This window comes from Citricoccus sp. K5 (genome assembly GCF_902506195.1).
Classification (GTDB): Bacteria; Actinomycetota; Actinomycetes; order Actinomycetales; family Micrococcaceae; genus Citricoccus.
Genome location: NZ_LR732817.1, coordinates 1,164,807 through 1,190,549 on the forward strand (window position 1 = coordinate 1,164,807; position 25,743 = coordinate 1,190,549).

Below are 25,743 nucleotides of genomic sequence, written 5' to 3' on the forward strand. Positions count from 1 at the left end.
GAAGAGCACCCAGAACGAGGACTATCAATTCCCGGATGAACCGGCCGAGGCACCCGAGACGGTCGAGGCCGTCTACCGTGACCTGCTCGCGCGGGCCCCGGAGAACAAGATGGAACCGCGCATGGAACCGATGTTCCGGGCGATGGAGTTGCTCGGCGAACCGCAGCGGGCGGCTCCGGTCATCCACCTGACGGGGACGAACGGCAAGACCTCCACGGCGCGCATGATCGAGTCGGTGCTACGGGCCTACGGCCTGCGCACCGGTCGGTACACCTCGCCGCACCTGAGCTCGGTGACCGAGCGCATCAGCATCGACGGGGCTCCGGTGGACCGCGGCACCTTCGTGCGGATCTGGAACGAGATCCTGCCGGTGGTCCAGGTGGTCGACGCCGAGCTGGAGGCGGCCGGGGAGAACCGGCTGACCTACTTCGAGGCCGTGACCGTGCTCGGCTTCGCCGTCTTCGCGGACGAGCCGGTGGATGTGGTGGTGCTCGAGGTCGGCCTCGGCGGGATCACGGACGCCACCAATGTGGCCGACGCGGCGGTGTCCGTGGTGAGCCCTATCTCACTGGACCACAGCGACCTGCTCGGGGACACCGTGGCCGAGATCGCCGCGGAGAAGGCCGGGATCATCAAGCCCGGCGGCTTCCTCGTCTCGGCCGCCCAGGAACCGGACGCCGCGCAGGTCCTGCTGGACGTGGCCCGTGCGGTGGACGCGGGTTTCCGGTTCGGCGGCGTCGACTTCGGTGTGGAGTCCCGCTCCGTGGCCGTGGGTGGACAGCAGGTGTCCGTCCAGGGCATCGCGGGCCGCTACCCCGAGCTCACACTGCCGCTGCACGGCGGGCACCAGGCCGAGAACCTGGCCCTGGCCGTGGCCGCATTGGAGGCGTTCTTCGGGGGCGAGAAGCCGCTGAAGTTCGACCTGCTGCAGCAGGGCATCGCCGAGGTCACCGCGCCCGGCCGGCTCGAGGTGGTGCGCAACGCACCGACGATCGTGGTGGACGCGGCGCACAATCCGGCAGGCATCAAGGCCACCGCCGGGGCACTCCAGGAGGCGTTCGGGCTGGAGAAGCTCGTGCTGGTGGTCGGTGTCCTCCAGGAGAAGGACGCCCTGTCCATGCTCACAGAGCTGTACCGGGAGTTCGGCGACCTGGTGGAGGACCTCTGCTTGACCCAGTCCGATTCGCCGCGGGCCATCCCGGCCGGCGAACTGGCCCAGACGGCCCTGGACGCCGGCTGGCCGGAGGAGGATCTCTTCGCCACGGAGTCCATTCCGGACGCCATCGAATGGGCGGTGGGACGTGCCGAGGCCACCGTTGCCGGGGAAGCCGGCCTAGGCGGCGGTGTGCTGATCACCGGATCCATCACCCTGGTGGCCCAAGCCCGTGAGCTCCTCGGTGCACCCTCAGCGGGTGCGCCCGGTTCCGGGACCCCGGAGGCCGTGGCCGTGCCCACCGCCGTGGACGTATTCAACGACTTCGGCCTGGAGCTGGGTGACGGCCTCGACGAGGACGAGGAGGACTTCGACGACATCTTCGACGAGAACGATCCTGATGACGATGCCGATGGCGGAGCCCCAGGGGCGGGACGCTCCCGGGGATTCCGGGCAGACGGAGGGAACAACGCATGAGTTCGGACCACTCATCCGAGACGACGACCGGGCACGAGCCCTGGCGACCGGCACGGGAGACCAAGTCCCAGAGGCAGTGGAAGCCGGGGCAGGTCAAGAAGGTCCGCTCCATCCGGGCGACCTTCACCTCCACCGTCCTGGTCATGGAGGCCTTCGTGCTGGCCTTCTTCGGCATGGCCGTCTACGGGGTCAACCGTGGCGAGCCGATGGCACCCTGGGCGCTGGGCCTGTCCCTGGGCCTGGCGGTGGTGGCGATCCTGACGTGTGCGCTGGTCCGGAAGCCGCTCGGCATCTGGATCGGCTGGACCATCCAGATTCTCCTGGTGGCGTCAGCCTTCATCGAGTACACCATGGCCATCGTGGGCGTGGGCTTCGGCCTGGCCTGGTGGTACGCCGTGGTCAAGGGCGCGCAGATCGACCGTGAGAACACCTCGCGCGCCGAGGCCGAGGCGAAGTGGCGTGAAGAGCACGGCCCCGCATCCCAGTAGGGTTGGACCCGGAGTTCGCGTGAGCGGCCTAGAAACCATCCATTCCGGGACCACCCGACCCCTGGAGATCCAAGGAGCATCTGTGACCACCACTGTTGAAGAGACCCTCGTCCTCATCAAGCCCGACGGAGTCGCCCGCAACCTGACCGGCCAGATCCTGGCCCGTGTCGAGGCCAAGGGATACACCGTCGCGGACCTGAGGATGCTTGAGCCGAGCCGCGAGATGCTCGTGCAGCACTACGCCGAGCACGAGGGCAAACCCTTCTTCGAGCCGCTGGTCGAGTTCATGGGTTCCGGCCCGGTCGTGGCCGTGCGCCTGCAAGGCAACCGGGTCATCGAGGGCTTCCGCTCACTGGCCGGCGCCACGGAGCCCACCACCGCGGCCCCTGGGACCATCCGTGGTGACCTCGGCCGCGACTGGGGCGAGTCCGTGCAGAAGAACCTGGTCCACGGCTCCGACTCCACCGAGTCGGCCACCCGCGAGCTCGGCATCTGGTTCGCCTGACCTGTCCGACCGCTCTGACTGAATCCCGCTGAACTTTCTCGGTCCCTCGGAGGGACTGCCGATGCAGACCGCAGGTATGGAGTGGGGCCGCGGGGGTCAGGGTCCTAGGGTGATCCTGGAATTCCGCCGCCGCTCGACAGAGCACATCGACAGAGAACAGTGGGGGGCACCCCCCCGGACCCGAGGAGTCATCATGACGCAGAACGCCTCCAGCCCGTACTACCTGGCCGAGCCCTATACCGAGGTCACGGTTCTCGAGGTGCCGCCGGTCACCACGGTGGTGCAGGCCGTCACCGATTCGCCGATGGCGTCCATGGCGGAGGTGTTCGACTCCACCTTCTCGGCTCTCTTTCCCGCGCTCGGCGCCCACGGCCTCCAGCCGGTCGGTCCCGCCTTCTCGCTGCACACCCGGATGCCCACGGACACGGTGGACATGGAGGTGGGTCTGCCGGTGGACCGGCCTCTGGCCGAGCCGGTCACCGCGGGAACAGGAATCACGTTGGCGTCCTCCGAGTTGCCGGGAGGCCGGATCGCGATCGTGTCCCACCTCGGCGCGTATGACGGCCTGGGGGACGCCTGGGGCACCTTCATGCAGGCCGTGGCCGAGGCCGGGCATCAGCCGGCGCTGCCGTTCTGGGAGATCTACGTGACCGAGCCGAGCCCGGACCAGGACCCGGCCGCCATGCGCACTGACCTGGTCACGCTGCTCGCCTGAGCTTCCACGCTGTTCGCCCGAGTCAGTTCGCTGGGGCAGGCCGCCCGGACAGCGGCTCAGAAGAAGGCGTTGGAGAAGCGCAGCAGGATGGAGGCCAGCACGCCCACGTAGAGCAGGACGATGATCGGCCAGGACCACTCGGCGGCGAACTTCCGTAGGCCGGCCGGGGCGGGGATCACGCCGTGTTGGATGTTCCGGGACGTCAGCAGGACGAACAGGGGGATCATGCCGGCCCAGACGACCATGCAGTACAGGCAGAGGATGTTGATCTCGTAGACGGCCTGGCTCCACAACCAGACGATGAAGACGAAGCCGGCCAGGACTCCGAGGTTCATTCCGATCCAGAACCAGCGGGCGAACCGCGCCCGGGCGAACAGGCCCATGGCGATGGTGATGACGATCGGGAATGCCACCATGCCGATGAATTGGTTGGGGAAGTTGAACAGCTGGGACTGCCACGTCTTCATGACCTCGCCGCAGGACACCCAGGGATTGAGGTCGCAACTGGTGATGTGGTTCGGATCGTTCCACAGCATCACCCGTTCCATGACCAGCATGAGGGTGCCGTAGAGGCCCAGCAGGGCGGTGACCAGCATCATCCAGGCCGTGCCGAGAGGACGGGCGTACCAGCTGAGCCGGTCGTCGAGCCCACCGCCGGGGGTGGCGACGTCGCTGCCAGCGTCGGTCGCGGTGCGGGGGGGAGCATCTGCGGAAGAGTTCACCGCTCCATCGTAGAACGTGGGGTGCTGCCGTGAACGAGTCCTGCTGCGGAGTACGGCCGTGGCGCCGGATGGTGGAGGCCCATCGGCTTCATCCCGCCGATCAGGCGCCCCGTGTGAGAGAATGGTCCTCGACCCGCCGATGGCCACACCATGGGCAGGGTCCATTGGACGGCCACCGGGCCGGCGGTAGAGGACTGAGGCAGTGTAAGGAAACTGCCAGGCCTTCAGAGACGCGGACCACGCGTCCTCGGCCTTGCGACAGCCGCCATTGGCACGCGACAAGACGCGTGAGACCGGGATGGCCGCCGATGGTTCCGGGGGAGGACGCCGCATCCAGCGGAGACCGAACCTACGGTTCACCTAAGACTTTTTGGAGTCCGTCGACGGCGGCACCCCGAGTACCGCTTGACGGATCGGGGGAAACGCCACCGGGAACGGACCGAGCCGCTCCACGGGCACGAGTGTGGCGTGACCGCGGTGCAGGAGGTGCTGTCCATGGCAGCCAACGAACATCACGACAACGATGCAGCAGCAACGTCCGAACAGGACGCGCAGTCCACGGGAGACCGGACGCTGGATCCGCCCTCAGCGGTTCCCGAGGACGCCGGGGCAATGGTCGTCCAGGAATCATCCTCCGCTGAGGATTTCCCGGCCACCGAGTCTGAGGCGCCGGCCGGCCCCTCGGATACGGCCACTGCTGGCGGCACCGCGGCAACGGAACCCGCCGAGGAGAAGCCGGCCGTTGATGACCCCTTCGCCATCCCGGATGACCCGTTGGCCCTGATCTTCAAGGCTCCGGACCTGTCCACCCTTCCCCCGGTACCGCGCAGGTCCCGCGATGACCGCAGCGAACGCAGTGAGCCAGAAGGCCGGGGCCCGCGTCAGAACCGCAACCGCCGTCAGGACGAGGACGCCAGCGGCGGCGATGACGAGCTCGAGGCCACGGCTGACGGCACACGCATGTCCCGCGATGACCGGGACGAGCAGGAGGACGAGGGCGGGCAGTCCGGTTCCCGCAGCTCCCGCCGTCGCCGCCGCGGCCGGGGCCGCTCGGGCAGCGCCTCGGACCAGGGCAGCACCACGTCGGAAGACGAGGACGGCGATGACCAGTCCCAGCGCAGCTCCGGTGCGCGCGGCGGAGACGGCCGTGAGAACCCGTCCCACGTGGACGGCTCGGACGCCGAGGGCGACGGCAACGGTTCGCGCCGCCGCCGCAAGCGCCGCCGCGGTGACGTGGACATGGAGCTGGAGGGTGGCGCCGGGGATGACCCGGAGAACACCGTGACCCGTGTTCGCGCGCCCCGCCAGACCGCCTCCACCGGTCCGGAGGCCGTCACCTCACTCAAGGGCTCCACCCGTCTGGAGGCCAAGCGCCAGCGCCGCCGCGATTCACGCTCCGGTGGCCGCCAGCGCCGCCATGTGATCACCGAGGCCGAGTTCCTGGCCCGCCGCGAGTCGGTGGACCGCAAGATGCTGGTCCGCCAGCGTGAGCACCGCATCCAGATCGCCGTCTTGGAGGACGGGGTCCTGGCCGAGCACTTCGTGTCCAACACCACCCAGGACTCGATGATCGGCAACGTCTACGTGGGCAAGGTCCAGAACGTGCTGCCGTCCATGGAGGCCGCCTTCGTGGATATCGGCCGCGGCCGCAACGCGGTGCTCTATGCCGGCGAGGTCAATTGGGATGCCGCCAACCTCGAGGGCAAGTCCCGCAAGATCGAGAATGCCCTGAAGTCCGGCGACTCCGTCCTCGTCCAGGTCACCAAGGACCCGGTCGGTCACAAGGGCGCCCGGCTCACCAGCCAGATCTCCCTGCCGGGCCGCTACCTCGTCTACGTGCCGGGAGGTTCCATGACGGGCATCTCCCGCAAGCTTCCGGACGTCGAGCGCTCCCGCCTGAAGAAGATCCTGAAGGACCATCTCCCGGAGAACGCCGGCGTGATCGTTCGCACGGCGGCCGAGGGCACCTCGGAGCAGGAGCTGATGCATGACATCAACCGCCTGCGTGCCCAGTGGGAGGGAATCGAGGAGAAGTCGACCTCCACGAAGACCCTGGCGCCGGAACTGCTCTACTCGGAACCGGACCTGACGATCAAGGTGGTCCGGGACGTCTTCAACGAGGACTTCTCCGGCATGATCGTCCAGGGCGAGGACGTCTGGGACAACATCGAGGCCTACGTGACCTACGTGGCGCCGGACCTGCTGCCCCGCCTGGAGCAGTGGAAGCCCGAGGAGCATGGCGGCGAGGACCTGTTCGCGTCCAACCGCATCGACGAGCAGCTGCAGAAGGCGCTGGACCGCAAGGTCTTCCTGCCCTCCGGCGGCTCGCTCGTCATCGACCGCACCGAGGCGATGACCGTGGTGGACGTCAACACCGGCAAGTTCACCGGGTCCGGCGGCAACCTCGAGGAGACCGTCACCAAGAACAACCTCGAGGCGGCCGAGGAGATCGTCCGGCAGCTGCGCCTGCGGGACATCGGCGGCATCATCGTCATCGACTTCATCGACATGGTGCTCGAGTCCAACCGTGATCTCGTGCTGCGCCGCATGGTCGAGTGCCTCGGCCGCGACCGCACCAAGCACCAGGTCGCCGAGGTGACCTCGCTCGGCCTGGTCCAGATGACCCGCAAGCGGATGGGCACCGGCCTCGTCGAGATCTTCTCGGAGACCTGCGAGCACTGCAACGGCCGCGGCATCATCGTCCATGACATGCCGGTGGAGCACCGCCGCGCCCACAATGCGCACGGCGAACCGCGGGCCCACAGTGCGCCCCCCACCCACGGCGGATCGGGGGGATCCGGTGGTTCCGGCGGGTCCGGGCAGGACGACTCCAACGACGCGGGCCGGAAGTCCTCCCGCAGTGAGCGCCGCCGCCGCAGCCGGGAACGCCAGGCCGAGCGTGAGCGTCATGAGCAGCATGAGCCGCCGGTCGAGCAGCAGCTCACCCCCGAGGAGGAGGCCGAGCGCAAGGCCCGTGCCGAAGCGGCCCGGGCGGCCTTCGCCAACATGGCAGCCGCTGCGGCCAGCGCGCATGAGGAGAAGGACGGACCCTCCGGCTCCGAGAAGGCCTCCCAGCCGGCACCGGAACGGCAGACCCGCCAGGAAGCCGGCCAGGATCAGCCGGATCCGGCACCCTCGACCCTGACCCTCGCGGGCGAGGCCGTCGAGGTTCCGCAGGCCAAGCGCCGTTCCCGGCGTTCGAAGGCCACGGCGGCGGCCCCCCAGGCGGACCTGGCATCACTGGAGAGCGCCCTCGACCAGAAGACCCCCCGCGACCAGCGTGCCTCCGGAGACGCGCCTCAGACAGGCCAGACAGGTCAAACAGCTCAGACAGAACCGGCAGCGCGGCCTCAGCGCCGTCGTCGGGCGGCCTCCTCCGAGGGTGCCGGTGACATCCGGACGGTGGAGGTCGCGGCGGCCGGAGAGAACGCTGGCGGTGGTCATCGCTTCAGCGCAACCGCCGCCCCGGCCAGGAGCGGCACGGGGTCGGAGGCCCAGCAGAAGGCGGCGACGCCCTCGGCTGCGCCGATGATGCTCGGCGTCGGGGTCAAGGCGGAGGATATCGCCCGCCCCGAGTGAGCGTGTCATTTGGCCCGAGGGGGCACCGGCGGGTAGGATAGATACTCGGTGCTGCGCCGCCGTCGTTTTCTGTCTGCCCGGTGAATTGGGTATTGGAAAGCCCGCCGGTACGCCGAGAGCCGTTGCCCCCGCTGTCCGGGACCGTCCGCCTTTGCCGGCCGGACACCGCTGGTTTGGGCAGGCCGGGTTGCAGTCAAACAGATTCGTAAATGTCGAGAGAAGTGAGTCCCAAGTGGTGTACGCGATTGTCCGCGCTGGCGGCCGCCAGGAAAAGGTCTCCGTTGGAGACCTCGTTACCCTTGACCGCGTTGCCGCTGAGGCCGGAAGCTCCCTGGAGCTGTCCGCCGTCATGCTGGTGGACGGGGACAAGGTGACCACCGGTACCGATGACCTGGCCAAGGTCAAGGTCACTGCCGAGGTCGTTGACCATTCCCGTGGCAAGAAGATTGTCATCCAGAAGTACAAGAACAAGACCGGCTACAAGAAGCGCCAGGGTCACCGTTCCGAGCTGACCACCGTCAAGGTCACCTCGATCGCCTGATCCGGACTTCCAGGTCCCCGAGATAAACACCGAAGGATTGCACCATGGCACATAAGAAGGCCGGTAGTTCCTCCAAGAACGGCCGCGATTCGAACGCACAGTTCCTGGGCGTCAAGCGTTTCGGCGGCCAGGCCGTCAACGCCGGCGAGATCCTGGTCCGCCAGCGCGGTACCAAGTTCCACCCGGGCTCCAACGTCGGCATCGGCAAGGACGACACCCTGTTCGCCCTGTCCGCCGGCGCCGTCGAGTTCGGCAACCGTCGTGGCCGCAAGGTCGTGAACATCGTTACTGCCGCTGCTGAGTGATCATTCAGCTGACGGCACCGGGGGAGTGATCCCCCAGTAGTTCAACGCTCCGGCGGGGGTGGGCCACTGCGGCCCGCCTCCGCCGGAGTGGTTAACGCGCGCTGTGCTCCACCGGCGGAACACAGCGATCTGCGCAAGACTGGTCACCACCGCACGGGTGGTACCGAGAAGTTCTGAGGAGAGGCGGCCATGGCGGCTTTCGTGGACCGGGTGGTCCTGCACGTTTCCGGCGGGCATGGAGGGCACGGCGTGGCTTCCGTGAAGCGGGAGAAGTTCAAGCCCCTGGGTGGTCCCGATGGCGGCAACGGCGGGGACGGCGGTGACGTCACCCTGGTCGTGGACTCCCAGACCACGACGTTGCTCTCCTACCATCACGCACCGCACCGTCATGGTGGCAATGGCGGTCCCGGGATGGGCGATTTCCGCAATGGCGGCAACGGCGAGTCCCTGACGCTGAGCGTGCCGGACGGCACCGTGGTCAAGGACGCCGAGGGGAACATCCTCGCCGACCTCGTGGGCCACGGCGCCAGCTTCGTGGCCGCGGAGGGCGGCATGGGCGGCCTCGGCAACGCGGCGCTGGCCTCGGCCAAGCGCAGGGCCCCCGGCTTCGCCCTGCTTGGCATCCCCGGGGATGAGCGGGACATCGTCCTGGAACTGAAGTCCGTGGCGGACGTGGCCCTGGTGGGTTTCCCCTCGGCCGGCAAGTCCTCCCTCATCGCCTCCATCTCCGCAGCCCGCCCGAAGATCGCCGACTATCCGTTCACCACCCTGGTACCGAACCTGGGCGTGGTCCAGGCCGGGGACACCCGCTACACCGTCGCCGATGTCCCGGGCCTGATCCCGGGTGCCTCCGAGGGCAAGGGCCTGGGCTTGGAGTTCCTGCGCCACGTGGAGCGCTGCGCGGCCCTGGTGCACGTACTGGACTGCGGTTCCCTGGAGTCAGACCGGGATCCGCTCTCCGACTTCGAGGCCATCGAGGCGGAACTCGCCGCCTACGCCGTGGAGCCGACCTTCGCCCAGGGCGGCCAGGGCGTCATCCCGCTGAACGAACGCCCACGGCTGATCGCCCTGAACAAGACCGACCTTCCGGACGGCCAGGACATGGCGGACATGGTCCGCTCCACGCTGGAGGCGCGTGGACTGCGCGTCTTCGAGGTCTCCGCCGTCTCCCACAAGGGACTGGACCCCTTGAAGTTCGCGATGGCCGACCTGGTCCGCCAGGCCCGCGAACGGCTGCCCGAGCCCGAGGAGATCGCCGAACCAGAGGTCGTCCGCCCGCGGTCCGTCCGCTCGCGCAAGGGCCGCAGCGGAGAGTTTGAGATCCACCGTGAGGAGCGCAACCTCGAGCCCCTGTTCCGGGTCCGTGGCATCAAGCCCGAACGGTGGGTGGCCCAGACCGACTTCACCGTGGATGAGGCCGTGGGCTACCTGGCTGACCGCCTCAATCGCCTCGGCGTGGAGGATGAGCTGTTCAAGCAGGGCGCCAAGCCCGGGGATGCCGTGGTCATCGGCTCGGATGACAACGGGGTGGTCTTCGACTGGGAGCCGACCATGGCCGCCGGTGCTGAGCTGTTGGGCGGCCCCCGCGGCGCCGACCTCCGCATGGAGGATCGCGACCGGCCCACCCGTGAGGACAAGCGCCGCGACTACGAGGAGCGCAAGGCCGCCCGCGCCGCGACCCAGGCCGACCTTGCCAGTGAGCGCCGCACCGGTGTGTGGGCCGTGGACCAGGAGATCAACCGCCTGGCGGGTATCAGCGACGATGAGACCGGCACGTCCGACGAGACAGTCGGTTCCGGCACGGCCGATTACGCTGATACGACGGCGGGCTCCGGCTCTGAGGACTCCCATGGCTGAGCAGGTCCCCAATCCGGTGACGGGTCGGGACACCCTGCACCGGGCCCGCCGCCTGGTCATCAAGATCGGTTCCTCATCCCTGACCACCCCCACGGGCGTGAACCGGGAAGCCATTGATTCGCTCGTGGACACGATCGCCGCCGTCCGCGCCCGCGGCACGGAGGTCATCCTGGTGTCCTCGGGGACCATCGCCGCCGGCATCCACCCCCTGGGGTTGGGCAAGCGCCCGCGTGACCTGGCCACGCAGCAGGCCGCGGCCGCAGTCGGGCAGGGCAAGCTGCTGGCCGAGTACACGGCCTCCTTCGCGCGCCACGGCACCGAGGTGGCGCAGGTGCTGCTGACCGCGGAGGACCTGATCCGCCGCACCCAGTACACCAATGCGCACCGGGCACTGAACCGGCTGCTGGCCTTGTCGGTGGTCCCGATCGTGAACGAGAACGACACCGTCACCACCGCGGAGATCCGGTTCGGGGACAATGACCGGCTCTCGGCACTGGTGGCCAACCTGCTGCGCGCGGATGCGCTGCTGCTGCTGACGGATGTCGATGCCCTGTACACCGCGCCGCCGTCACGCCCCGGCTCGGAACGCATCGCCCACGTGGTCTCGAAGGCTGAACTGGACACGGTGCTGATCGGGCGGACAGGGCCGGCCGGCGTCGGGACCGGAGGGATGGTCACCAAAGTGGACGCCGCCGGGATCGCCACCGGCTCGGGGATCCACGCGATCGTCACCTCGGCGCAGAACGCCGAGGCGGCGCTGGCCGGAGAGGACGTGGGCACCTGGTTCCAGGCCTCCGGGAAGCGGCAGTCCGCGCGCGGCATCTGGCTCGGCCTGCTCGCCGAGGTGCAGGGCCGCGTGGTGCTCGACGACGGCGCGGTCGCCGCGGTCGTGAAGAACCGCCGGTCCCTGCTGCCCGCCGGGATCACCGGGGTGGAAGGGGCCTTCGAGGCCGGCGACCCGGTCGAGTTGGCGGACGCCCATGGCACCGTGGTGGCCCGTGGCTTCGTCAATTACTCCTCGACGGAGCTTCCGGCCATGCTCGGTCGGCACACCGTCCAGCTGCGTGAGGAGTTCGGGCCTGAGTATCAGCGGCCCGTGGTGCACACCGACGATTGTGTCCGACTGCCGGCGAGGGCACGGCCTCGGCGCTAGGCTGGGGGTATGTCCACGACTGCCCAGAACAACGCCCCCGTCACCGACTCAGCGACCGGAACCGGGCCCTCCGGCGAACCGGCCGTGGCCACGGTGCCGGAGGAGATCCGCGAAGCGATCCTCGCGGTGGCCGAGCGGGCCCGCAGGGCGCGGCCGGAGCTGGCCACCGCGCGTCGGGCCCGGAAGGACGAGACGCTGCAGGGCATGGCGGACGCGCTGCGTGAGAACGCCTCCGCGATCCTGGCGGCCAACCGCAAGGACGTGGAGAAGGGCCGCGAGAAGGGCACGTCAGAGGCCATGCTCGATCGGCTCAGCCTGGACGGGCCGCGGATCGAGGCCCTGGCGGCCGCCCTGGAGGAGCTCGTGGCGTTGCCGGACCCCGTCGGAAACGTGGTGCGCGGACGGGACCTGCCCAACGGCCTGCACATGACCCAGCTGCGCGTCCCCCTGGGCGTGGTGGGAGCCATCTACGAGGCACGCCCCAACGTCACCGTGGACATCGCCGGGCTGGCCCTGAAATCCGGCAACGCCGTGATCCTGCGCGGCGGCTCCGCCGCGCGGGAGACCAACACGGTGCTCATCCAGATCCTCCGGGAGCAGGCACTGTCCCACGGCTTCGAGTCGGACATCGTCCAGGGGATCGATGAGTTGGGCCGGGACGGCGCCACGGCCCTGATGTCCGAGCGCGGCTCCGTGGACGTCCTGGTGCCGCGCGGCGGACGGGAGCTGATCCAGTCCGTGGTCCGCAACGCCAACGTGCCCGTCATCGAGACCGGTGAGGGCAACGTGCACCTCTACATCGACGAGTCGGCTCCGGTGAAGATGGCCGTGGACATCGCTCTGAATGCCAAGACCCAGCGCGTCTCCGTGTGCAACACCGCCGAGACCCTGCTGATCCACGCGGGGGCGGCGGAGGCCGGCCGCGAGGTGCTGCGCGCACTGCACCGGGCCGGGGTGCTCCTGCACGTGGACGAGGGCGCCCGCGCGTGGTTGCCCACCGAAGCGGAGGCCACGGCCACGCCGGCCACGGAGGAGGACTGGGGCACCGAGTATCTGGCCCTCGAACTGGCCGTGAAGACCGTGGGCTCGCTCGATGAGGCCATGGACCACATCCGCCGCTGGTCCACCGGGCACACCGAGGCGATCGTGACCAACGACCTGGCCAACGCAGACCGGTTTGTCGCGGAAATCGACTCCGCCGCTGTCATCGTCAACGCCTCGACCCGCTTTACGGACGGCGGCCAACTGGGGCTCGGCGCTGAGGTGGGGATCTCCACGCAGAAGATGCACGCACGCGGCCCCATGGGCCTCGAGGAACTCACCACCACCAAGTGGGTGCTGCGCGGCCAGGGCCAGGTCCGATCCTGACGGGGGCCGGAGCTGTGCGGGGAACGTACTAGGATGGACCGCAGACATCACCGTGATACGAGGCCGGGGCGCCGGCCATCTTAGTAGTCTGAGCAGTTTTAAGGGAGAACCACCAGATGCAGAACATCACCGCGGCCGTGACCGTTGCCGCTGAAGAGGCCCACGTGGTCAACGAGCTCATCGCCCCGGACTGGGTCTTCGGTGTGGGGACCTTCGCCATCCTGATGCTGTTGCTGGTGGCCACCATGTCCCTCCGTTCCGTCTCGCAGCGCCACCCCGCGCCGGCCACTGACGTCAACGTCCACGGATCGGCTGGCCACGGCGGCCAGCGTTCCGGCCACTGATCCACCCCTGAACCGCATCTCACTGTGACCCACCGTCGCTTCCGCCTGGGCATCATGGGTGGCACCTTCGACCCCATCCACCACGGGCACCTCGTCGCCGCCTCTGAGGTGGCCTCCGAGCTGGACCTGGATGAGGTCGTCTTCGTGCCCACCGGCCAACCCTGGCAGAAGGACGCGGGGAGGGTGTCACCCGCCGAGCACCGGTATCTCATGACCGTGGTCGCGACTGCCTCGAACCCCCGCTTCACGGTGTCCCGCGTGGACATCGACAGGCCCGGCCCCACGTACACGGCGGACACCCTGCGGGACCTGAAGACCCTCCGGCCCGAGGCCGAGCTGTTCTTCATCACCGGTGCCGACGCCCTCGAGCAGATCATGACCTGGAAGGACGTCGAGAAGCTCTGGGACATGGCCCAATTCGTGGGCGTGACCCGCCCGGGACATGACCTGGTGGAGCTGGGGCCGGAGACCGGCGTCAAGCTCATGGAGATCCCCGCCATGGCGATCTCCTCCACCGATTGCCGAGACCGGGTCCAGGACGGAAAGCCGGTCTGGTACCTGGTGCCGGACGGCGTGGTCCAGTACATCGCCAAGCACAACCTGTACCTCCCGTCCGCCCATATCCCCGGAGGGGGGCTGGGCGGCGGCAGCGGTGACGGCCAGGAGCCGTTCACCGGGGGGAGCCGTCCGCCCGAGATGCTCCCGGACACACCACGGCAGTCCGGGAATCCGGCTGCCGCACCAGCATCGACGCCGGGAACCACCGTATGAGTCAGCAGGACCAGAAGCCGCAGGCCGCCAAGCCCCGTCTGGGCAGGCCCCAGATCAAACGCGGTGCGCCGGGGGTGGAGCCCGCCGAGACCTCCACCGGCGGAACCCCGGCCGAGCTGCAACTGCCGACGCGGCGCTCACTGCGCCAGCACCGCCGTGCGGACAGCGAGGCCGGCGCCCCGGCCGGCGATCTCTCCAGGGCGACGATCCTGGAGTTGCCAGCCACCTCGATCAGCCCCGCCGACGTCGGCCCGCTCACCGGACAGCTGCCCCGCGTCATCTACGCCACCGGTGAGCCCGGAGGCGGTGGATATGCCATCAAGTCCCCGGACGAGGCGGTGCCCTCGATCGGCGGTGACACAGCCCCCGCGGACCGGCCCGCGCTGAAGGCCCGCCGGGCCACCGGTGCAGCGGACCGTGAGGCCGGGGGACCGGGGAAGCAGTCCACCGCGTCGGTGGCGGCCTCCTCAGCTGGCCTGCTGCCCGAGGACGTGACGCTGGACCGTGACGGCGTTCCCGTGGGCCCGGACGGGCAGCCGCTCTCGCGGCGGCAACTGCGCGAATGGCGCCGCCAGCAGGGCACTGCCATGCCGGTCGCTGCCACGCCGGCCACCCGCCGTGAGGCCACCCGGGCCCGCCGGGCGGAGGCACCTGCGGGGGCGCCCTCCGGAGCCGTGGCGGAGGGCGCTGAGATCGCCGACGGCGGCACGGTCACGTCCGCTGCACCGGGCACCTCCGCTGGACAACCGTTCACCCGGGAGTCCCTCGCCGCGGAGGGCGCCGCGCTGGCTGCCCGGATCGAGGCCGCGGAAGGGGCGGACCCCTCCACGGTCGACCCGTCCCTGCTCCGGGAGCAGGAGCTGTTGGCCGAGAAGGCTCGGCAGCTCAACACCGGCCTCATCCGCCAGGTCCCGCCGTCGGCTCCGCAGGTCTCTTCGACCTCGGTGGCCAGGTCACCGGCCGTAGCGAAGCCGGCGGCTGGCCCTGCCGCACCGAAGCACGGGGCAGTCTCGCCCACCGACCGGCACGAGCCCGTGGACGCACAGTCCGCGCATGGGCTCGACTCCATCCAGGCCTCCGAATGGTCCTCACGCGAGCGGACCCTGATGATCGTGGCCGGGATCGTGGTCCTGATCCTCGTGGTCGCCCTGATTCTCGCCATCGTCTTCTGACGGCCGTCCCTCCACCGCTACCTCCGTCCTGTCCACTGCTTTCACCGTTTCTTCACAATTCCTTCCCGATTCCACTCATCCGACCCGTTCGCTGACCGATCCACACCGAGGTGCCTATGACCATTCCCGAGACCACCCTGACCGCACTCAAACTGGCCGGACAGGCCGCCGCAGACAAGCAGGCCACAGACATCGTGGCCGTTGACGTGGCGCAGCAGATGGGCCTCACGGACGCCTTCCTGATCGCCTCCGCCGGCTCCGAACGGCAAGTCGTCTCGGTGGTGGACGAGATCGAGGACGTGCTGACCCAACAGCTCACGCTGGATGCCCTCCGCCGCGAGGGCAAGGCCGGTGGCCGATGGGTCCTGCTGGACTACGGACACTTCGTGGTGCACGTCCAGCACGAGGAGGAGCGCGTGTTCTATGCGCTGGACCGCCTCTGGAAGGATTCCCCCCTGGTGGACCTTGGGTTGGCCGATGGCGTGGCCGCGGAAGAGGGCGGCTCCACGGTGCACCCGGACGAGGGCCAGCGGGATTGGACCCCCAGCCGGGATCAGGATTGATCTCTCTCCACACGGTTGAACAAGACTGAACAGTACTGACCGAGACTGAACCGGGGGAGACGGGATGCGACTGGTCTTGTTGCGGCATGGCCGCACGGCGTGGAACGCCGAGGAGCGCTACCAGGGACACACGGATATCCCCCTGGACGACGTCGGCCGGTCCCAGGCCGCGGAGGCCGCGGTCCGGCTGGCCGGCCACCATTTCGACCTGGCGGCATCCTCACCCTTAGTCCGGGCCCGCGCCACCGCGGAATCCGTGGTGGACGGCCGTGGTCTGGACCTGGTGCTGCACGAGGAGTTCAAGGAGACCGGCGGCGGCACCTGGGAGGGTCTGAGCTTCAGCGAGATCCGGACCCAGTGGCCGGACGACTGGACCACGTGGCGCAACTCCCATCTGGACCACGGCCCCTTGGACGGGGAGACCCCGCGGCAGTCGGGCACCCGGGTGATCACTGCCATCACCCGCATGGTGGGCGAGGCGGAGTCCACCCTCGGCACGCCGGAGGCCATGCTGGTCACGGCCCACGGCAACTGCCTCCGGGCCGCGGCTACGCTTCTGACCGGCATGGACGCCGCCGGGATGGGGCGGTTGGAGCGGCTGCGCAATGGTGCGGCGATCGTGCTCGAGGGCTCGCCGCAGCGCCCCGGGCGTTGGCGGATCGAGGCCTACAACGCGTGATGAGCGGGTGATCAACGGGTGACGGCCGGCGCGCGGACGACTATCTGTACTGCTCTGTGCCCTCGGCCACAGGGGATCCGTTCGATTTGCGGAGCGTGCGAAGTGCTGTGTATATTTATGGAGTTGCTTCGGACGGAACGGAAACGGGAAAGCCAGAAACAACGCATCTGGGGGTATGGCGCAGTTGGTAGCGCGTCTCCATGGCATGGAGAAGGTCAGGGGTTCGAATCCCCTTACCTCCACCAGGTGAAAAGCCCTTGTTCTTCGGAATAAGGGCTTTTTTGTTGCCTCGATACGGCGGCCACCCTGCACCGGGGCGGCGGAGCTCCACCGTGAGGGGTAGCATGGGGAGTTGATCTCCCTGTAGCGGTCCGCGTCCATGCCGGATCCGTGCAGTCGGCATGGTCCCCCTGTCTTGAAACAATCCCGATGAAAGCGTGATCCTTTGGCCCGTTCGCCCCGCAAGTCCAAGTCCCCGTCCGGCGTTCCTTCCGGGGGGCTGCGGGTCACGCCGCTGGGAGGCCTCGGCGAGGTCGGGCGCAACATGACCGTCTTCGAGTACAACGGCAAGCTGTTGATCGTCGACTGCGGTGTGCTGTTCCCCGAGGAGCACCAGCCCGGTATCGACGTCATCCTGCCGGACTTCACGTCCCTGCAGGGCCGCTGGGATGACATTGTCGGCATCGTCCTGACGCACGGCCACGAGGACCACATCGGCGGCGTCCCCTACCTGCTCAAGGAACGCCCGAACATCCCCCTGATCGGCTCCCAGCTGACCTTGGCGTTCATCACCGCCAAGCTCACCGAGCACAAGATCACCCCGGTGACAGTGCACGTGGAGGCCGAGGACATCCACCAGTCCGGCCCCTTCGAGCTCGAGTTCGTGGCCGTGAACCACTCCATCCCGGACGCGCTGGCCGTGGCCATCCGCACCCCGGCCGGCCTGGTCCTGCACACGGGCGACTTCAAGATGGACCAGTTCCCGCTGGACGGCCGGATCACGGACCTGCGTCACTTCGCCCGCCTGGGCGAGGAGGGCGTGGACCTGTTCCTCACCGACTCCACCAACGCCGAGGTCCCCGGCTTCACCATCTCCGAGCGCGAACTGACCCCGGCGATCGACCAGGTCTTCGCCACCGCACCGAAGCGGATCATCGTCTCCAGCTTCGCCAGCCACGTGCACCGGATCCAGCAGGTCCTGGACTCCGCGCACGCCCACGGCCGCAAGGTGGCGTTCGTGGGGCGGTCCATGGTCAAGAACATGGGGATCGCGCGCGAGCTGGACTACCTGAAGATCCCACGCGGGCTGGTGGTGGATTTCAAGAAGCTGCAGTCGATGCCGGACAACAAGGTCACCCTGATCTGCACCGGCTCCCAGGGCGAGCCGCTGGCGGCGCTGTCCCGGATGGCCAACGGCAGCCACCAGATCAGGCTCGGCGCGGATGACACGGTGCTGATGGCCAGCTCGCTGATCCCCGGCAACGAGAACGCCATCTACGGCATCATCAACAAGTTCACGGACCTCGGGGTCAAGGTGGTGCACAAGGGCAACGCCAAGGTGCACGTCTCCGGACACGCCTCCGCCGGCGAACTCGTCTACTGCTACAACATCGTCCAGCCCACGCACGTCATGCCCGTCCACGGTGAGTCCAAGCACCTGCACGCCAACGCGGACCTCGCCGTCAAGACCGGCATCGCCCCTGAGCGCGTGCTGGTCGTCAAGGACGGCACCACCGTGGACCTGGTCAACGGCAAGGCCGCTGTCTCCGGTCAGGTCGAGGCCGGCCTGGTCTATGTGGACGGCCACACCGTCGGCAAGGTCACCGAGGAGACCCTGAAGGAGCGCACGTCGCTGCAGGAAGGCGGCGCCGTGACGGTCGTGGCCCTCGTGGACGCGGACACCAACCAGCTCGCCGAGCCGCTCGAGTTCGTCACCAAGGGCTTCATCCAGGACAAGGTGATCTTCGACGGTGCAGCCAAGAAGGTCTCGATCGCCCTGTCCAAGCCGTCCGTGTCCGAGATCGACGACCTCGACAAGCTCGAGCAGCTGATCGGCGAGACCGTGGCCCGTCACCTCGACCGTGCCTACCGCCGGGCGCCCGTCCTGACCGTCGTCGTCATCGACGCCTGACCCGAGCTACTACGGTTGGGGCATGGAATCGCCCATCCAGGAGTACCTCGAGTCGCTGCTCGCTGACGTCCAGCGCCTGCGCGGGGGAGAGCCCTACGAGGTGCACCCCACGGGGCGGGAACCGAACCCGGAGGACTTCGGCATCTGCCTGGCCACCGTGGACGGCCGGGTCTACTCCGTAGGGGTGGCCGACCAGGAGTTCTCGATCCAGTCGATCTCCAAGCCGTTCAGCTACGGACTGGCTCTGGCGGACTATGGCTTCGAGGCCGTGGACGAGAAGGTGGACGTGGAACCCTCCGGGGACCCGTTCAACCAGATCTCCCTGGCCCCGGTGACGGGCCGGCCGCCGAACGCCATGGTGAACGCCGGTGCGCTGGCGGTGGCCTCGATGATTCGTGGCGGCGGCGGCAAGTCCGCCGTGCGCCGGATCGTGGACACCTACTCCCGCTTCGCCGGGCGGGATCTGTCCAGCAGCCGTTCGGTCTTCGACGTGGAGATCCGGCACAGTGACCGCAACCATGCGTTGGCCTACCTGCTCAGCTCCGTCGAGGTCATCGAGAACGACCCCAGCCGCGCCCTGGAAAACTATCTGCGTCAGTGCTCGGTCCAGGTCACCTGCCGTGACCTGGCCATGATGGCGGCCACCCTCGCCAACGGCGGCACGCAGCCCGTCAGCGGTGAGCAGGTCTTCGAGATCGACGTGGTGGAACGGGTCCTGTCCGTCATGATGACCTCCGGCATGTACGACGACGCCGGTGCCTGGGTCAGCAGCGTCGGCATGCCCGCGAAGTCCGGGGTGGGCGGCGGGACGCTGGCCGTGCTGCCCGGACAGGCCGGCCTGGCCGTCTTCTCGCCCCCGCTGGACGGGCACGGCAACAGTGTCCGAGGTCTGGAGACCTGCCGGCGGGTGTCGAAGGACATGGAGATGCACTTCGTGCGCGCCGCCCGCAGTGGGCGGTCCGCGGTCAAGGACACCATGGAGATCTCCCGATTCCCCTCCCGCGTGCGGCGCACCGAGGAGGAGGCCGAGGTCCTGGAGCGCTACGGAGACCGTGCCCGCATCATCGAGGTGACCGGTGACCTCTTCTTCGCCGGCACCGAGTCGCTGGTCCGCGCGGTCAGCGAACTGGAGGACGGCGTCGTCTTCGTGGTCCTGGACCTGCGGCAGGTGTACGACGCCGGCCGGCTCGCCCGCCAGATGATCACCGGCCTCCAACGGCAGCTGGCCGCGGCCGGACGGGAATTGGTCCTCGTCACCGGTGAGGAGGCCCCTGCCCTGATCGTCCACCCCGACGCCGGCCCCGAGGGTCACGCGGCCCAGGTACCGGTCTTCCAGGGCCTCGGTGAGGCGGTCGAACACTGCGAGGACGCCCTGTTGGAACGCTACGGCGCGCCGATCCCGGCCACGGAGCGGGTCCCGGTGACCGAGTCGCCTGCACTTGACCTCCTGGAGGAGGGTGACCGTGAACGGCTGGCCGCCCTGATGGAGCACCGGTTCCATGAGGACGGGGACATCATCCGCCGGGTGGGGCAGCGCTTCGGTGGCGTGCACTTCATCGTCTCCGGACAGATCAACACCATCGCCACCAATCCCCTGGGTGAACGGGTGCGGTTGAACACCCTGGGGGCCGGGATGACGTTCGGCGAGCTGGCCCTCGGGACCGCGGACCGGCAGGAGACCACCGAGAAGGCCGTCGGCGAGGTCGAGATCATGGTCCTCACCCCGGAGGCGATCGAAGTACTGGAACAGGATGATCCGGCGCTGGCGCTGCAACTGTGGCGCGCCCTGACCCGGGACGCGTACTCGCTCGTGGACCGCTACCTGCGTGAGGCCGCCGTCCGCCTGACCTACTGAGACGTATCGCGGAAATTCGCTGAACTATAGTCGTCATCAGGCATTATTCGTCTCGGAAGGGGGCAGCCGTGGAATTCCTCGAGTTCCTGGGGAACCGGGCAGACGACCTGCTCGAGATGGGTCTGGCGCACGCCGCGATCGTCGGTGCAGCAGTCCTCATCGCCACCGTCGTCGGCGTGGCCCTGGGCATCGCCACCTATCAGACGGAGCGTCCGCGGGAGTTCGTGCTCGCGATCACCGGGACGTTCCTGACCATCCCGTCCTTCGCCCTGTTCATCCTGCTGCTGGGACCGCTCGGCCTCGGCTGGCCGCCCGTGCTGTTCGCCCTGGTGCTGTACGGACTGCTGCCCGTGGTGCGCAACACGATCACCGGACTGCGGGAAGTGGACCCGGCCGTCATCGAATCCGCCCAGGGCATGGGACTGACCCGGCGGCAGCGCCTGCTGCGAATCGAACTGCCGCTGGCCTGGCCCGTGGTCATCACCGGTGTCCGGGTCACCACCCTCGTGCTGCTGGGCATCGCGGCCATCGGCGCGGTGGTCAACGGACCGGGCTACGGCGAGATGATCTTCACCGGGCTGGCCCGGGTGGGAACCCCCGTGGCCGTGAACATGGTGCTGGCCGGCACCCTCGGCGTGATCGTGCTGGCCGTCCTGTTCGACCTGATCTTCTACACCGTCCAGCGACTCACAACTTCGCGAGGTATCCGATGACCCAGACACCGCAGACCACACCGGAGCCCGAGGTCATGATCCGCCTCGAGAACCTGACCAAGCGCTTCCCCGGGACGCAGCGCAATGCCGTGGACGGACTCACCCTGGACATCCACGCCGGCGAGATCGTGGTCCTCGTGGGACCATCGGGCTGTGGCAAGACCACCACCATGAAGATGATCAACCGGATCATCGAACCGACTTCCGGCCGGATCATCCTCGGCGGCGAGGACGTCACCACCACGAATGCGGACCAGCTGCGCCGGAGGATCGGCTACGTCATCCAGCAGACGGGTCTGTTCCCGCATCTGACCATCGGCGAGAACGTGGCCACCGTGCCGAAGCTGCTGGGCTGGGACGCCGCCCGCACCCGGGCCCGGGTGGACGAGCTGCTGAGCATGGTGAACATGGATCCGGAGGAGTACCGCGGCCGCTATCCGAAGCAGCTCTCGGGCGGGCAGCAGCAGCGCGTCGGGGTCGCCCGCGCGCTCGGTGGCGACCCGCAGGTCATGTTGATGGACGAGCCTTTCGGGGCGATCGACCCCATCACCCGCGAACGCCTCCAGAACGAGTTCCTCCGCCTCCAGTCCGAGGTGCGCAAGACGATCGTGTTCGTCACCCATGACATCGATGAGGCCATCAAGATGGGGGACCGGATCGCGATCTTGCAGGAGGGGTCCTCGATCGCCCAGTACGACACCCCGGAGAAGATCCTCACCGCACCGGCCAACGACTTCGTCCGTGACTTCATCGGTGGAGGCGCCTCCCTGAAGCGGCTGAGCCTGTCCCGGGTCCGGGACATCGAGCTCGCGCCGTGGCCCACGGTGTCCGCCGCGGACTCCGTGGAACAGGCGCACCGGGTGCTGCGCGAATCGGACCACAGTGCGGTCCTCGTGCTGGATACGGAGGGGCGCCCGGCCCGCTGGGTCGGTGCAGATGACCTGCGCCGGGGCGAGGGGCAGTCCCTGGACCGGATCGGCACCGTGCCTCAGGCCGTCGTGGAGTCCCGGGCCACCCTGAGTGACGCGCTCAACGAGCTCATCGCCGCCCGCTACGCCGTCACCGTCGTGGTGGATCAGGATGGTCGGCACCTGGGCGTCGTGGACATCGAGCAGATCAACGAGGCCATCCGCTCCATGCGCCACTCCGCCGTCGCCGAGGCCCGCACCGAGTTCGCGGACGGGAGGACGACACCATGAGCACCGTCACCCCTGCCGGGGTCCGGGACACCGACGTCGTCGCCCAGACCCCGCCCGCCGCGGGCCGCCGCGGATGGGTGGGTTACCTGATGATGCCCCTCATCCTGGCCGTCGTCCTGGTCTCCCTGTACCTGTACGTGACCGGCCGGGAACTCGATTCGATCGAGGCACGTTCACTGAACGCGGCCGCGCTGTCCACGGCCGTGGGGGAGCACGTGGCCCTCACCGCGGTCTCCACCGCGATCACGCTCCTGATCGCCGTCCCCCTGGGCATCCTGCTGACCAGGCCGTTCACCCGCCGGGTCCGTCCGTACATCATCACCCTCCTGACCCTGGGCCAGGCGGTGCCGACGATCTCCGTCCTCGTGCTGCTGGCCGTGATGTTCCTGTTCCTCGGGTTCCAGGCCGCGATCGTCGGCCTGGTGCTCTACGCGATCATCCCGGTGCTGCTGAACACCATGGTTGGACTGGAACAGGTGGACGAGAACGTGCTCGAGGCAGGGCGGGGCATGGGCCTGTCCCGGTTCCAGGTCCTGCGTCGCCTGGAGCTGCCCTTGGCCGTGCCCGTGATCCTGGCGGGCGTCCGCACCGCCCTGGTGATCAACGTGGGCACGGCAACGCTGGCGACCTACATCAACGGCGGTGGACTGGGTGACGTCATCATGGCCGGGCTGTCCACCAACCGGGTCCTGGTGCAGGTGGTCGGTGCCGTGCTGACCTCCGTGCTGGCCCTGCTCATCGACTACCTCGCCGGGTTGGCAGAGAACCTGCTGCAGCCCAAGGGACTACGGTCCGCCGGGACCTGAGCGAACGCACCGTGACCGCATCCTGACCGCATCGTTGAACGCACCCTGATCGCACCGATCACAGTGATCGCACTGAAATGAGGAACTGACATGAGAAACGCAACCACCCGCAAGACCACGCTCGGCGGCATCGGCCTGACGGCGGTGGCCGCGCTGCTGCTGACCGGCTGCGGAGGCGGCGACGGCGGCGGAGACAGCGCCAACGCCGGCAAGCTGGACGGGGCCGAGCTGACCGCGGGCTCCAAGGAGTTCACCGAGTCCGTCGTCCTGTCCCAGATCACCTCGCTCGCCCTGGAGGACGCGGGGGCCAGCATCGAGGACCAGACCGGGATCTCCGGCAGCGCCACCGTCCGCGAGGCGCTGGAGACGGATGAGATCGACTTCTACTGGGACTACACCGGCACCGGCTGGGTCAACATCCTCGGCAACACCACCGAAGAGGTGCCCGAGGACCTGTTCGCGGCCGTCTCGGAGGCGGACGCGGAGAACGGCATCGCCTGGCTGGACGCGGCCCCGTTCGAGAACACCTACCGCATCGCGGTCAAGCAGGACTTCGCCGACGAGAACTCCCTGGTCACGCAGTCCGACGCGGCGGAGTTCATCAATGCGAACCCGGACCAGGCCCGCGTCTGTGCGGCCAGCGAGTTCATCAACCGCGATGACGGCCTGCCCGGGCTGGAGGAGGCCTACGGCTTCGAGTTCTCCGAGGTCGTGGAACTCGAACTGAACCTGATCTACACGCAGGTCGGGGACACCTGCGAGTTCGGTGAGGTGTTCTCCACCGACGCCCGGATCGCGTCGAACGACATGGTGGTCCTGGAGGACGACCAGGAGTTCTTCGTCGAGTACCAGGGTGCCATGACCCTGCGTCAGGAGACTTTGGACGAGTACCCGGCGATCGCCGAGATCATGGCCCCGATCTCGGAGAAGCTCACCAACGAGACCATGATGGAGCTCAACGGCAAGGTCGACACCGACGGCGAGGATCCGCGGGACGTGGCCGAGGAGTGGCTCCAGGACCAGGGTCTCATCGGCGGCTGACCGCCCCCGCCACGGACCGCACCGCCCCCTCCATCGCATCCAAGGTCGGCCGGTTCCCGGGTCTGATCAGGCCTCTGGGAACCGGCCGACGGTCTCTTGGGCGTTGACGCCGCGCAGGACGGCCTCGAACATCCGGAAGTAGGCGAGTTCCTCCCGGGTGCGCACCGGCGGGGTGAGGGCATCCGCCTCGGCCGCCAGGTCGTCGTCGCTGACGGTCTGACCGAAGTGTTCGGCCAGGACGTCGTTCATGCCGGTGCCTTCGCCGAACTGTTCCTTGCGTCGCCACAGCACCTCGTCCGGCAGCCACCCATCGAAGGCCTTGCGCAGCAACCACTTGGCCGGGCGGTCCCGTCCCACGAGCTTCCATTCCGGGGGCAGGGCCATCGTCAGTTCCACCATGTCCAGGTCCAGGAACGGCAGGCGGGGCTCCACTCCGAGCGCGCCGGCCACACGGTCCACCCGTTGCAGCCCGCCGATATGCATGCCCTGCAGGGTCTCCAGCAGTTCCGCGTGCAGTTCGGATCCGTCACGATGGCGCCCGTAGTGGGTGTAACCGGCGAACAGCTCATCGGCGCCCTCACCCACGAGGACGATCTTGACGTGCAGGGAAGCCAGGCGGGAGACGAAGTAATTGGGCACCGCCGAATGCACGAGCTTCGGATCGAAGGACTCGAGTCCGGCGACGACCTCGGGCACCGCCTCGATGGCGTCCTGGGCGGTGTAGACCAGCTCGTGGTGGTCCGTACCGCAATGCTCGGCCACGATCCGGGCGGCCGCGAGATCCCCGCTGCCCTCGAGCCCGACGGCGAAGGTCTTCAGCGGTGCAGACGTCCAGTCGCCGCGCCGGGCGGCGATGGCGGTGATGATGCTGGAGTCCACGCCACCGGACAACAGCACCCCGGGACGCTGCCGGCTGGCGAGGCTGCGGTCCACGGCCCGGATCAGGGTCTCGCGCAGGGCATCGAACACCCATGCCGGCGGCTCGTCGTCCGCGGACCGGCTCTGCAGGAGTACGGGCGTGGTGCCGGGGAAGCGCCGGATGGGCTTGAGCCCCTCCTGCGGGGTCCAGCAGTGTCCGGGCGGGAAGGGCCGTACCGCGGGGCGCTGATCCTCGTCGAAGGCCTTCAGCTCCGAGGCGAACACCACCGTCTCGCCCTCGTGCACCCAGTACAGCGGGGCCAGCCCGAGGATGTCTCGGGCCGCGGCGAATCGGCCGTCCGCGGCGGCGACCACGAGGGCGAAGGGCCCCCACAGGTGTTCGAAGGCCTCGGAGCCGTGCTCGTCGACGAGGACGATCGCGGCTTCCAGGTCCGAGTCGGTGCGGAAACGCCCGTCACCCAGCCGCTCGCGGATCCGGCGGTGGTTGTGGATCATGCCGTCTCCGACGACCCAGAGTCCACCGTCCCGTCCGCCGGACAGTGGCTGGTCACCGGAGACCGGATCGACAATGGAAAGGTACCTGCTGCCGAGCCAGGACCGGCCCAGTTCCCGGCTGCCCGCCCCGTCCGGCCCGCGGTGGGCCAGCCGGTCCAGCATCCGCTGGCCGCGGCGGGGATCGAAGGACCCGTGGGCTGCGACTACTCCTGACATGGACATCCACCTCTGA

The 25,743-nt window shown here is 68.6% G+C and carries 23 protein-coding genes and 1 tRNA gene; 22 read left to right on the forward strand and 2 right to left on the reverse strand.

Translation table 11 applies throughout. The features are described 5' to 3' along the window. The first annotated feature begins 82 nt into the window (after nucleotides 1-82). The 4 genes from BOSE125_RS05185 to BOSE125_RS05200 all read left to right on the forward strand — a co-directional run bounded on the left by BOSE125_RS05185 (nucleotide 83) and on the right by BOSE125_RS05200 (nucleotide 3,338). Entirely contained in the window at nucleotides 83-1,630 is a 1,548-nt protein-coding gene (locus tag BOSE125_RS05185; protein ID WP_236558140.1) for a folylpolyglutamate synthase/dihydrofolate synthase family protein, read from the forward strand. Beyond that, the gene (locus tag BOSE125_RS05190; protein ID WP_159550656.1) at nucleotides 1,627-2,118 is read left to right on the forward strand and encodes a DUF4233 domain-containing protein; all 492 of its coding nucleotides are present in this window, start codon (nucleotides 1,627-1,629) and stop codon (nucleotides 2,116-2,118) included. Before BOSE125_RS05185 ends, BOSE125_RS05190 begins: the two co-directional genes overlap by 4 nt. Nucleotides 2,119-2,200: 82 nt before the next feature. Further along, a complete protein-coding gene (gene ndk, locus BOSE125_RS05195; protein ID WP_159550658.1) occupies nucleotides 2,201-2,623 on the forward strand; it encodes a nucleoside-diphosphate kinase in 423 nt (140 codons plus the stop codon). Nucleotides 2,624-2,816: 193 nt separating this feature from the next. Beyond that, a complete protein-coding gene (locus BOSE125_RS05200; protein WP_159550660.1) occupies nucleotides 2,817-3,338 on the forward strand; it encodes a GyrI-like domain-containing protein in 522 nt (173 codons plus the stop codon). A 56-nt stretch (nucleotides 3,339-3,394) separates the two neighbouring features. Here the strand turns inward: BOSE125_RS05200 and BOSE125_RS05205 are convergent, their stop codons facing one another. Continuing rightward, nucleotides 3,395-3,937: a vitamin K epoxide reductase family protein gene (locus BOSE125_RS05205; RefSeq protein WP_159554738.1), complete on the reverse strand. Its 543-nt coding sequence runs from the start codon at nucleotides 3,935-3,937 to the stop codon at nucleotides 3,395-3,397. Between the two features lie 618 nt (nucleotides 3,938-4,555). On the opposite strand from BOSE125_RS05205, the gene BOSE125_RS05210 reads away from it, so the two are divergent. The 18 genes from BOSE125_RS05210 to BOSE125_RS05295 all read left to right on the forward strand — a co-directional run bounded on the left by BOSE125_RS05210 (nucleotide 4,556) and on the right by BOSE125_RS05295 (nucleotide 24,137). After that, nucleotides 4,556-7,639 (forward strand): Rne/Rng family ribonuclease, encoded by a 3,084-nt coding sequence (locus tag BOSE125_RS05210; protein WP_159550662.1) that lies wholly within the window; start codon nucleotides 4,556-4,558, stop codon nucleotides 7,637-7,639. Nucleotides 7,640-7,871: 232 nt separating this feature from the next. Continuing rightward, on the forward strand, nucleotides 7,872-8,180 hold the full coding sequence (gene rplU, locus BOSE125_RS05215; RefSeq protein WP_159550664.1) for a 50S ribosomal protein L21: 309 nt from the start codon (nucleotides 7,872-7,874) through the stop codon (nucleotides 8,178-8,180). Nucleotides 8,181-8,224: 44 nt separating this feature from the next. Next, nucleotides 8,225-8,485, forward strand: a complete 261-nt coding sequence (gene rpmA, locus BOSE125_RS05220) for a 50S ribosomal protein L27 (protein ID WP_159550666.1) — start codon at nucleotides 8,225-8,227, stop codon at nucleotides 8,483-8,485. A gap of 189 nt (nucleotides 8,486-8,674) precedes the next feature. Then, nucleotides 8,675-10,342, forward strand: a complete 1,668-nt coding sequence (obgE, locus tag BOSE125_RS05225; RefSeq protein ID WP_159550668.1) for a GTPase ObgE — start codon at nucleotides 8,675-8,677, stop codon at nucleotides 10,340-10,342. Further along, nucleotides 10,335-11,495 carry a glutamate 5-kinase gene (gene proB, locus BOSE125_RS05230; RefSeq protein ID WP_159550670.1) on the forward strand — a complete coding sequence of 387 codons (1,161 nt, stop codon included), beginning with the start codon at nucleotides 10,335-10,337 and terminating at the stop codon, nucleotides 11,493-11,495. The genes obgE and proB overlap by 8 nt, the downstream gene beginning before the upstream one ends. Nucleotides 11,496-11,504: 9 nt before the next feature. After that, nucleotides 11,505-12,863: a glutamate-5-semialdehyde dehydrogenase gene (locus BOSE125_RS05235; protein ID WP_159550672.1), complete on the forward strand. Its 1,359-nt coding sequence runs from the start codon at nucleotides 11,505-11,507 to the stop codon at nucleotides 12,861-12,863. A gap of 116 nt (nucleotides 12,864-12,979) precedes the next feature. Continuing rightward, nucleotides 12,980-13,207 (forward strand): hypothetical protein, encoded by a 228-nt coding sequence (locus BOSE125_RS05240; RefSeq protein WP_159550674.1) that lies wholly within the window; start codon nucleotides 12,980-12,982, stop codon nucleotides 13,205-13,207. A 54-nt stretch (nucleotides 13,208-13,261) separates the two neighbouring features. Next, nucleotides 13,262-13,978 carry a nicotinate-nucleotide adenylyltransferase gene (gene nadD / locus BOSE125_RS05245; protein WP_201301266.1) on the forward strand — a complete coding sequence of 239 codons (717 nt, stop codon included), beginning with the start codon at nucleotides 13,262-13,264 and terminating at the stop codon, nucleotides 13,976-13,978. Then, nucleotides 13,975-15,150 (forward strand): hypothetical protein, encoded by a 1,176-nt coding sequence (locus BOSE125_RS05250; RefSeq protein WP_159550676.1) that lies wholly within the window; start codon nucleotides 13,975-13,977, stop codon nucleotides 15,148-15,150. The genes nadD and BOSE125_RS05250 overlap by 4 nt, the downstream gene beginning before the upstream one ends. Nucleotides 15,151-15,266: 116 nt before the next feature. Further along, nucleotides 15,267-15,713 carry a ribosome silencing factor gene (rsfS, locus tag BOSE125_RS05255; RefSeq protein ID WP_159550678.1) on the forward strand — a complete coding sequence of 149 codons (447 nt, stop codon included), beginning with the start codon at nucleotides 15,267-15,269 and terminating at the stop codon, nucleotides 15,711-15,713. Between the two features lie 64 nt (nucleotides 15,714-15,777). Then, a complete protein-coding gene (locus tag BOSE125_RS05260) occupies nucleotides 15,778-16,392 on the forward strand; it encodes a histidine phosphatase family protein (protein WP_159550680.1) in 615 nt (204 codons plus the stop codon). 169 nt (nucleotides 16,393-16,561) lie between these two features. Beyond that, nucleotides 16,562-16,637: transfer RNA gene (locus BOSE125_RS05265), tRNA-Ala, on the forward strand. 200 nt (nucleotides 16,638-16,837) lie between these two features. Further along, nucleotides 16,838-18,523, forward strand: a complete 1,686-nt coding sequence (locus tag BOSE125_RS05270) for a ribonuclease J (RefSeq protein ID WP_256375972.1) — start codon at nucleotides 16,838-16,840, stop codon at nucleotides 18,521-18,523. Nucleotides 18,524-18,545: 22 nt separating this feature from the next. Beyond that, nucleotides 18,546-20,378, forward strand: coding sequence for a glutaminase A (gene glsA, locus BOSE125_RS05275; RefSeq protein WP_159550682.1), 1,833 nt, complete (start codon nucleotides 18,546-18,548; stop codon nucleotides 20,376-20,378). Nucleotides 20,379-20,446: 68 nt separating this feature from the next. Further along, on the forward strand, nucleotides 20,447-21,091 hold the full coding sequence (locus BOSE125_RS05280; protein WP_159550684.1) for an ABC transporter permease: 645 nt from the start codon (nucleotides 20,447-20,449) through the stop codon (nucleotides 21,089-21,091). Beyond that, nucleotides 21,088-22,290, forward strand: a complete 1,203-nt coding sequence (locus BOSE125_RS05285; RefSeq protein ID WP_159550686.1) for an ABC transporter ATP-binding protein — start codon at nucleotides 21,088-21,090, stop codon at nucleotides 22,288-22,290. Before BOSE125_RS05280 ends, BOSE125_RS05285 begins: the two co-directional genes overlap by 4 nt. Then, on the forward strand, nucleotides 22,287-23,096 hold the full coding sequence (locus tag BOSE125_RS05290) for an ABC transporter permease (RefSeq protein ID WP_159550688.1): 810 nt from the start codon (nucleotides 22,287-22,289) through the stop codon (nucleotides 23,094-23,096). The genes BOSE125_RS05285 and BOSE125_RS05290 overlap by 4 nt, the downstream gene beginning before the upstream one ends. Before the next feature lie 90 nt (nucleotides 23,097-23,186). Continuing rightward, complete coding sequence (locus BOSE125_RS05295; protein ID WP_159550690.1) at nucleotides 23,187-24,137, forward strand: glycine betaine ABC transporter substrate-binding protein; 951 nt, start codon at nucleotides 23,187-23,189, stop codon at nucleotides 24,135-24,137. Between the two features lie 66 nt (nucleotides 24,138-24,203). Here the strand turns inward: BOSE125_RS05295 and BOSE125_RS05300 are convergent, their stop codons facing one another. Further along, nucleotides 24,204-25,727, reverse strand: coding sequence for an asparagine synthase-related protein (locus BOSE125_RS05300; RefSeq protein ID WP_159550692.1), 1,524 nt, complete (start codon nucleotides 25,725-25,727; stop codon nucleotides 24,204-24,206). Between the last annotated feature and the right edge of the window lie 16 nt (nucleotides 25,728-25,743).

Excerpts from the sequence above, each read along its gene's own strand:
- glsA (WP_159550682.1), top strand. The coding sequence starts at position 18,546 with ATGGAATCGCCCATCCAGGAGTACCTCGAGTCGCTGCTCGCTGACGTC.
- BOSE125_RS05300 (WP_159550692.1), bottom strand. The coding sequence starts at position 25,727 with ATGTCAGGAGTAGTCGCAGCCCACGGGTCCTTCGATCCCCGCCGCGGC.
- rpmA (WP_159550666.1), top strand. The coding sequence starts at position 8,225 with ATGGCACATAAGAAGGCCGGTAGTTCCTCCAAGAACGGCCGCGATTCG.
- obgE (WP_159550668.1), top strand. The coding sequence starts at position 8,675 with ATGGCGGCTTTCGTGGACCGGGTGGTCCTGCACGTTTCCGGCGGGCAT.
- BOSE125_RS05290 (WP_159550688.1), top strand. The coding sequence starts at position 22,287 with ATGAGCACCGTCACCCCTGCCGGGGTCCGGGACACCGACGTCGTCGCC.
- rsfS (WP_159550678.1), top strand. The coding sequence starts at position 15,267 with ATGACCATTCCCGAGACCACCCTGACCGCACTCAAACTGGCCGGACAG.
- proB (WP_159550670.1), top strand. The coding sequence starts at position 10,335 with ATGGCTGAGCAGGTCCCCAATCCGGTGACGGGTCGGGACACCCTGCAC.
- BOSE125_RS05235 (WP_159550672.1), top strand. The coding sequence starts at position 11,505 with ATGTCCACGACTGCCCAGAACAACGCCCCCGTCACCGACTCAGCGACC.
- BOSE125_RS05240 (WP_159550674.1), top strand. The coding sequence starts at position 12,980 with ATGCAGAACATCACCGCGGCCGTGACCGTTGCCGCTGAAGAGGCCCAC.
- BOSE125_RS05200 (WP_159550660.1), top strand. The coding sequence starts at position 2,817 with ATGACGCAGAACGCCTCCAGCCCGTACTACCTGGCCGAGCCCTATACC.
- BOSE125_RS05260 (WP_159550680.1), top strand. The coding sequence starts at position 15,778 with ATGCGACTGGTCTTGTTGCGGCATGGCCGCACGGCGTGGAACGCCGAG.
- BOSE125_RS05210 (WP_159550662.1), top strand. The coding sequence starts at position 4,556 with ATGGCAGCCAACGAACATCACGACAACGATGCAGCAGCAACGTCCGAA.
- BOSE125_RS05205 (WP_159554738.1), bottom strand. The coding sequence starts at position 3,937 with ATGATGCTGGTCACCGCCCTGCTGGGCCTCTACGGCACCCTCATGCTG.
- BOSE125_RS05250 (WP_159550676.1), top strand. The coding sequence starts at position 13,975 with ATGAGTCAGCAGGACCAGAAGCCGCAGGCCGCCAAGCCCCGTCTGGGC.
- BOSE125_RS05285 (WP_159550686.1), top strand. The coding sequence starts at position 21,088 with ATGACCCAGACACCGCAGACCACACCGGAGCCCGAGGTCATGATCCGC.
- BOSE125_RS05190 (WP_159550656.1), top strand. The coding sequence starts at position 1,627 with ATGAGTTCGGACCACTCATCCGAGACGACGACCGGGCACGAGCCCTGG.
- nadD (WP_201301266.1), top strand. The coding sequence starts at position 13,262 with ATGGGTGGCACCTTCGACCCCATCCACCACGGGCACCTCGTCGCCGCC.
- BOSE125_RS05295 (WP_159550690.1), top strand. The coding sequence starts at position 23,187 with ATGAGAAACGCAACCACCCGCAAGACCACGCTCGGCGGCATCGGCCTG.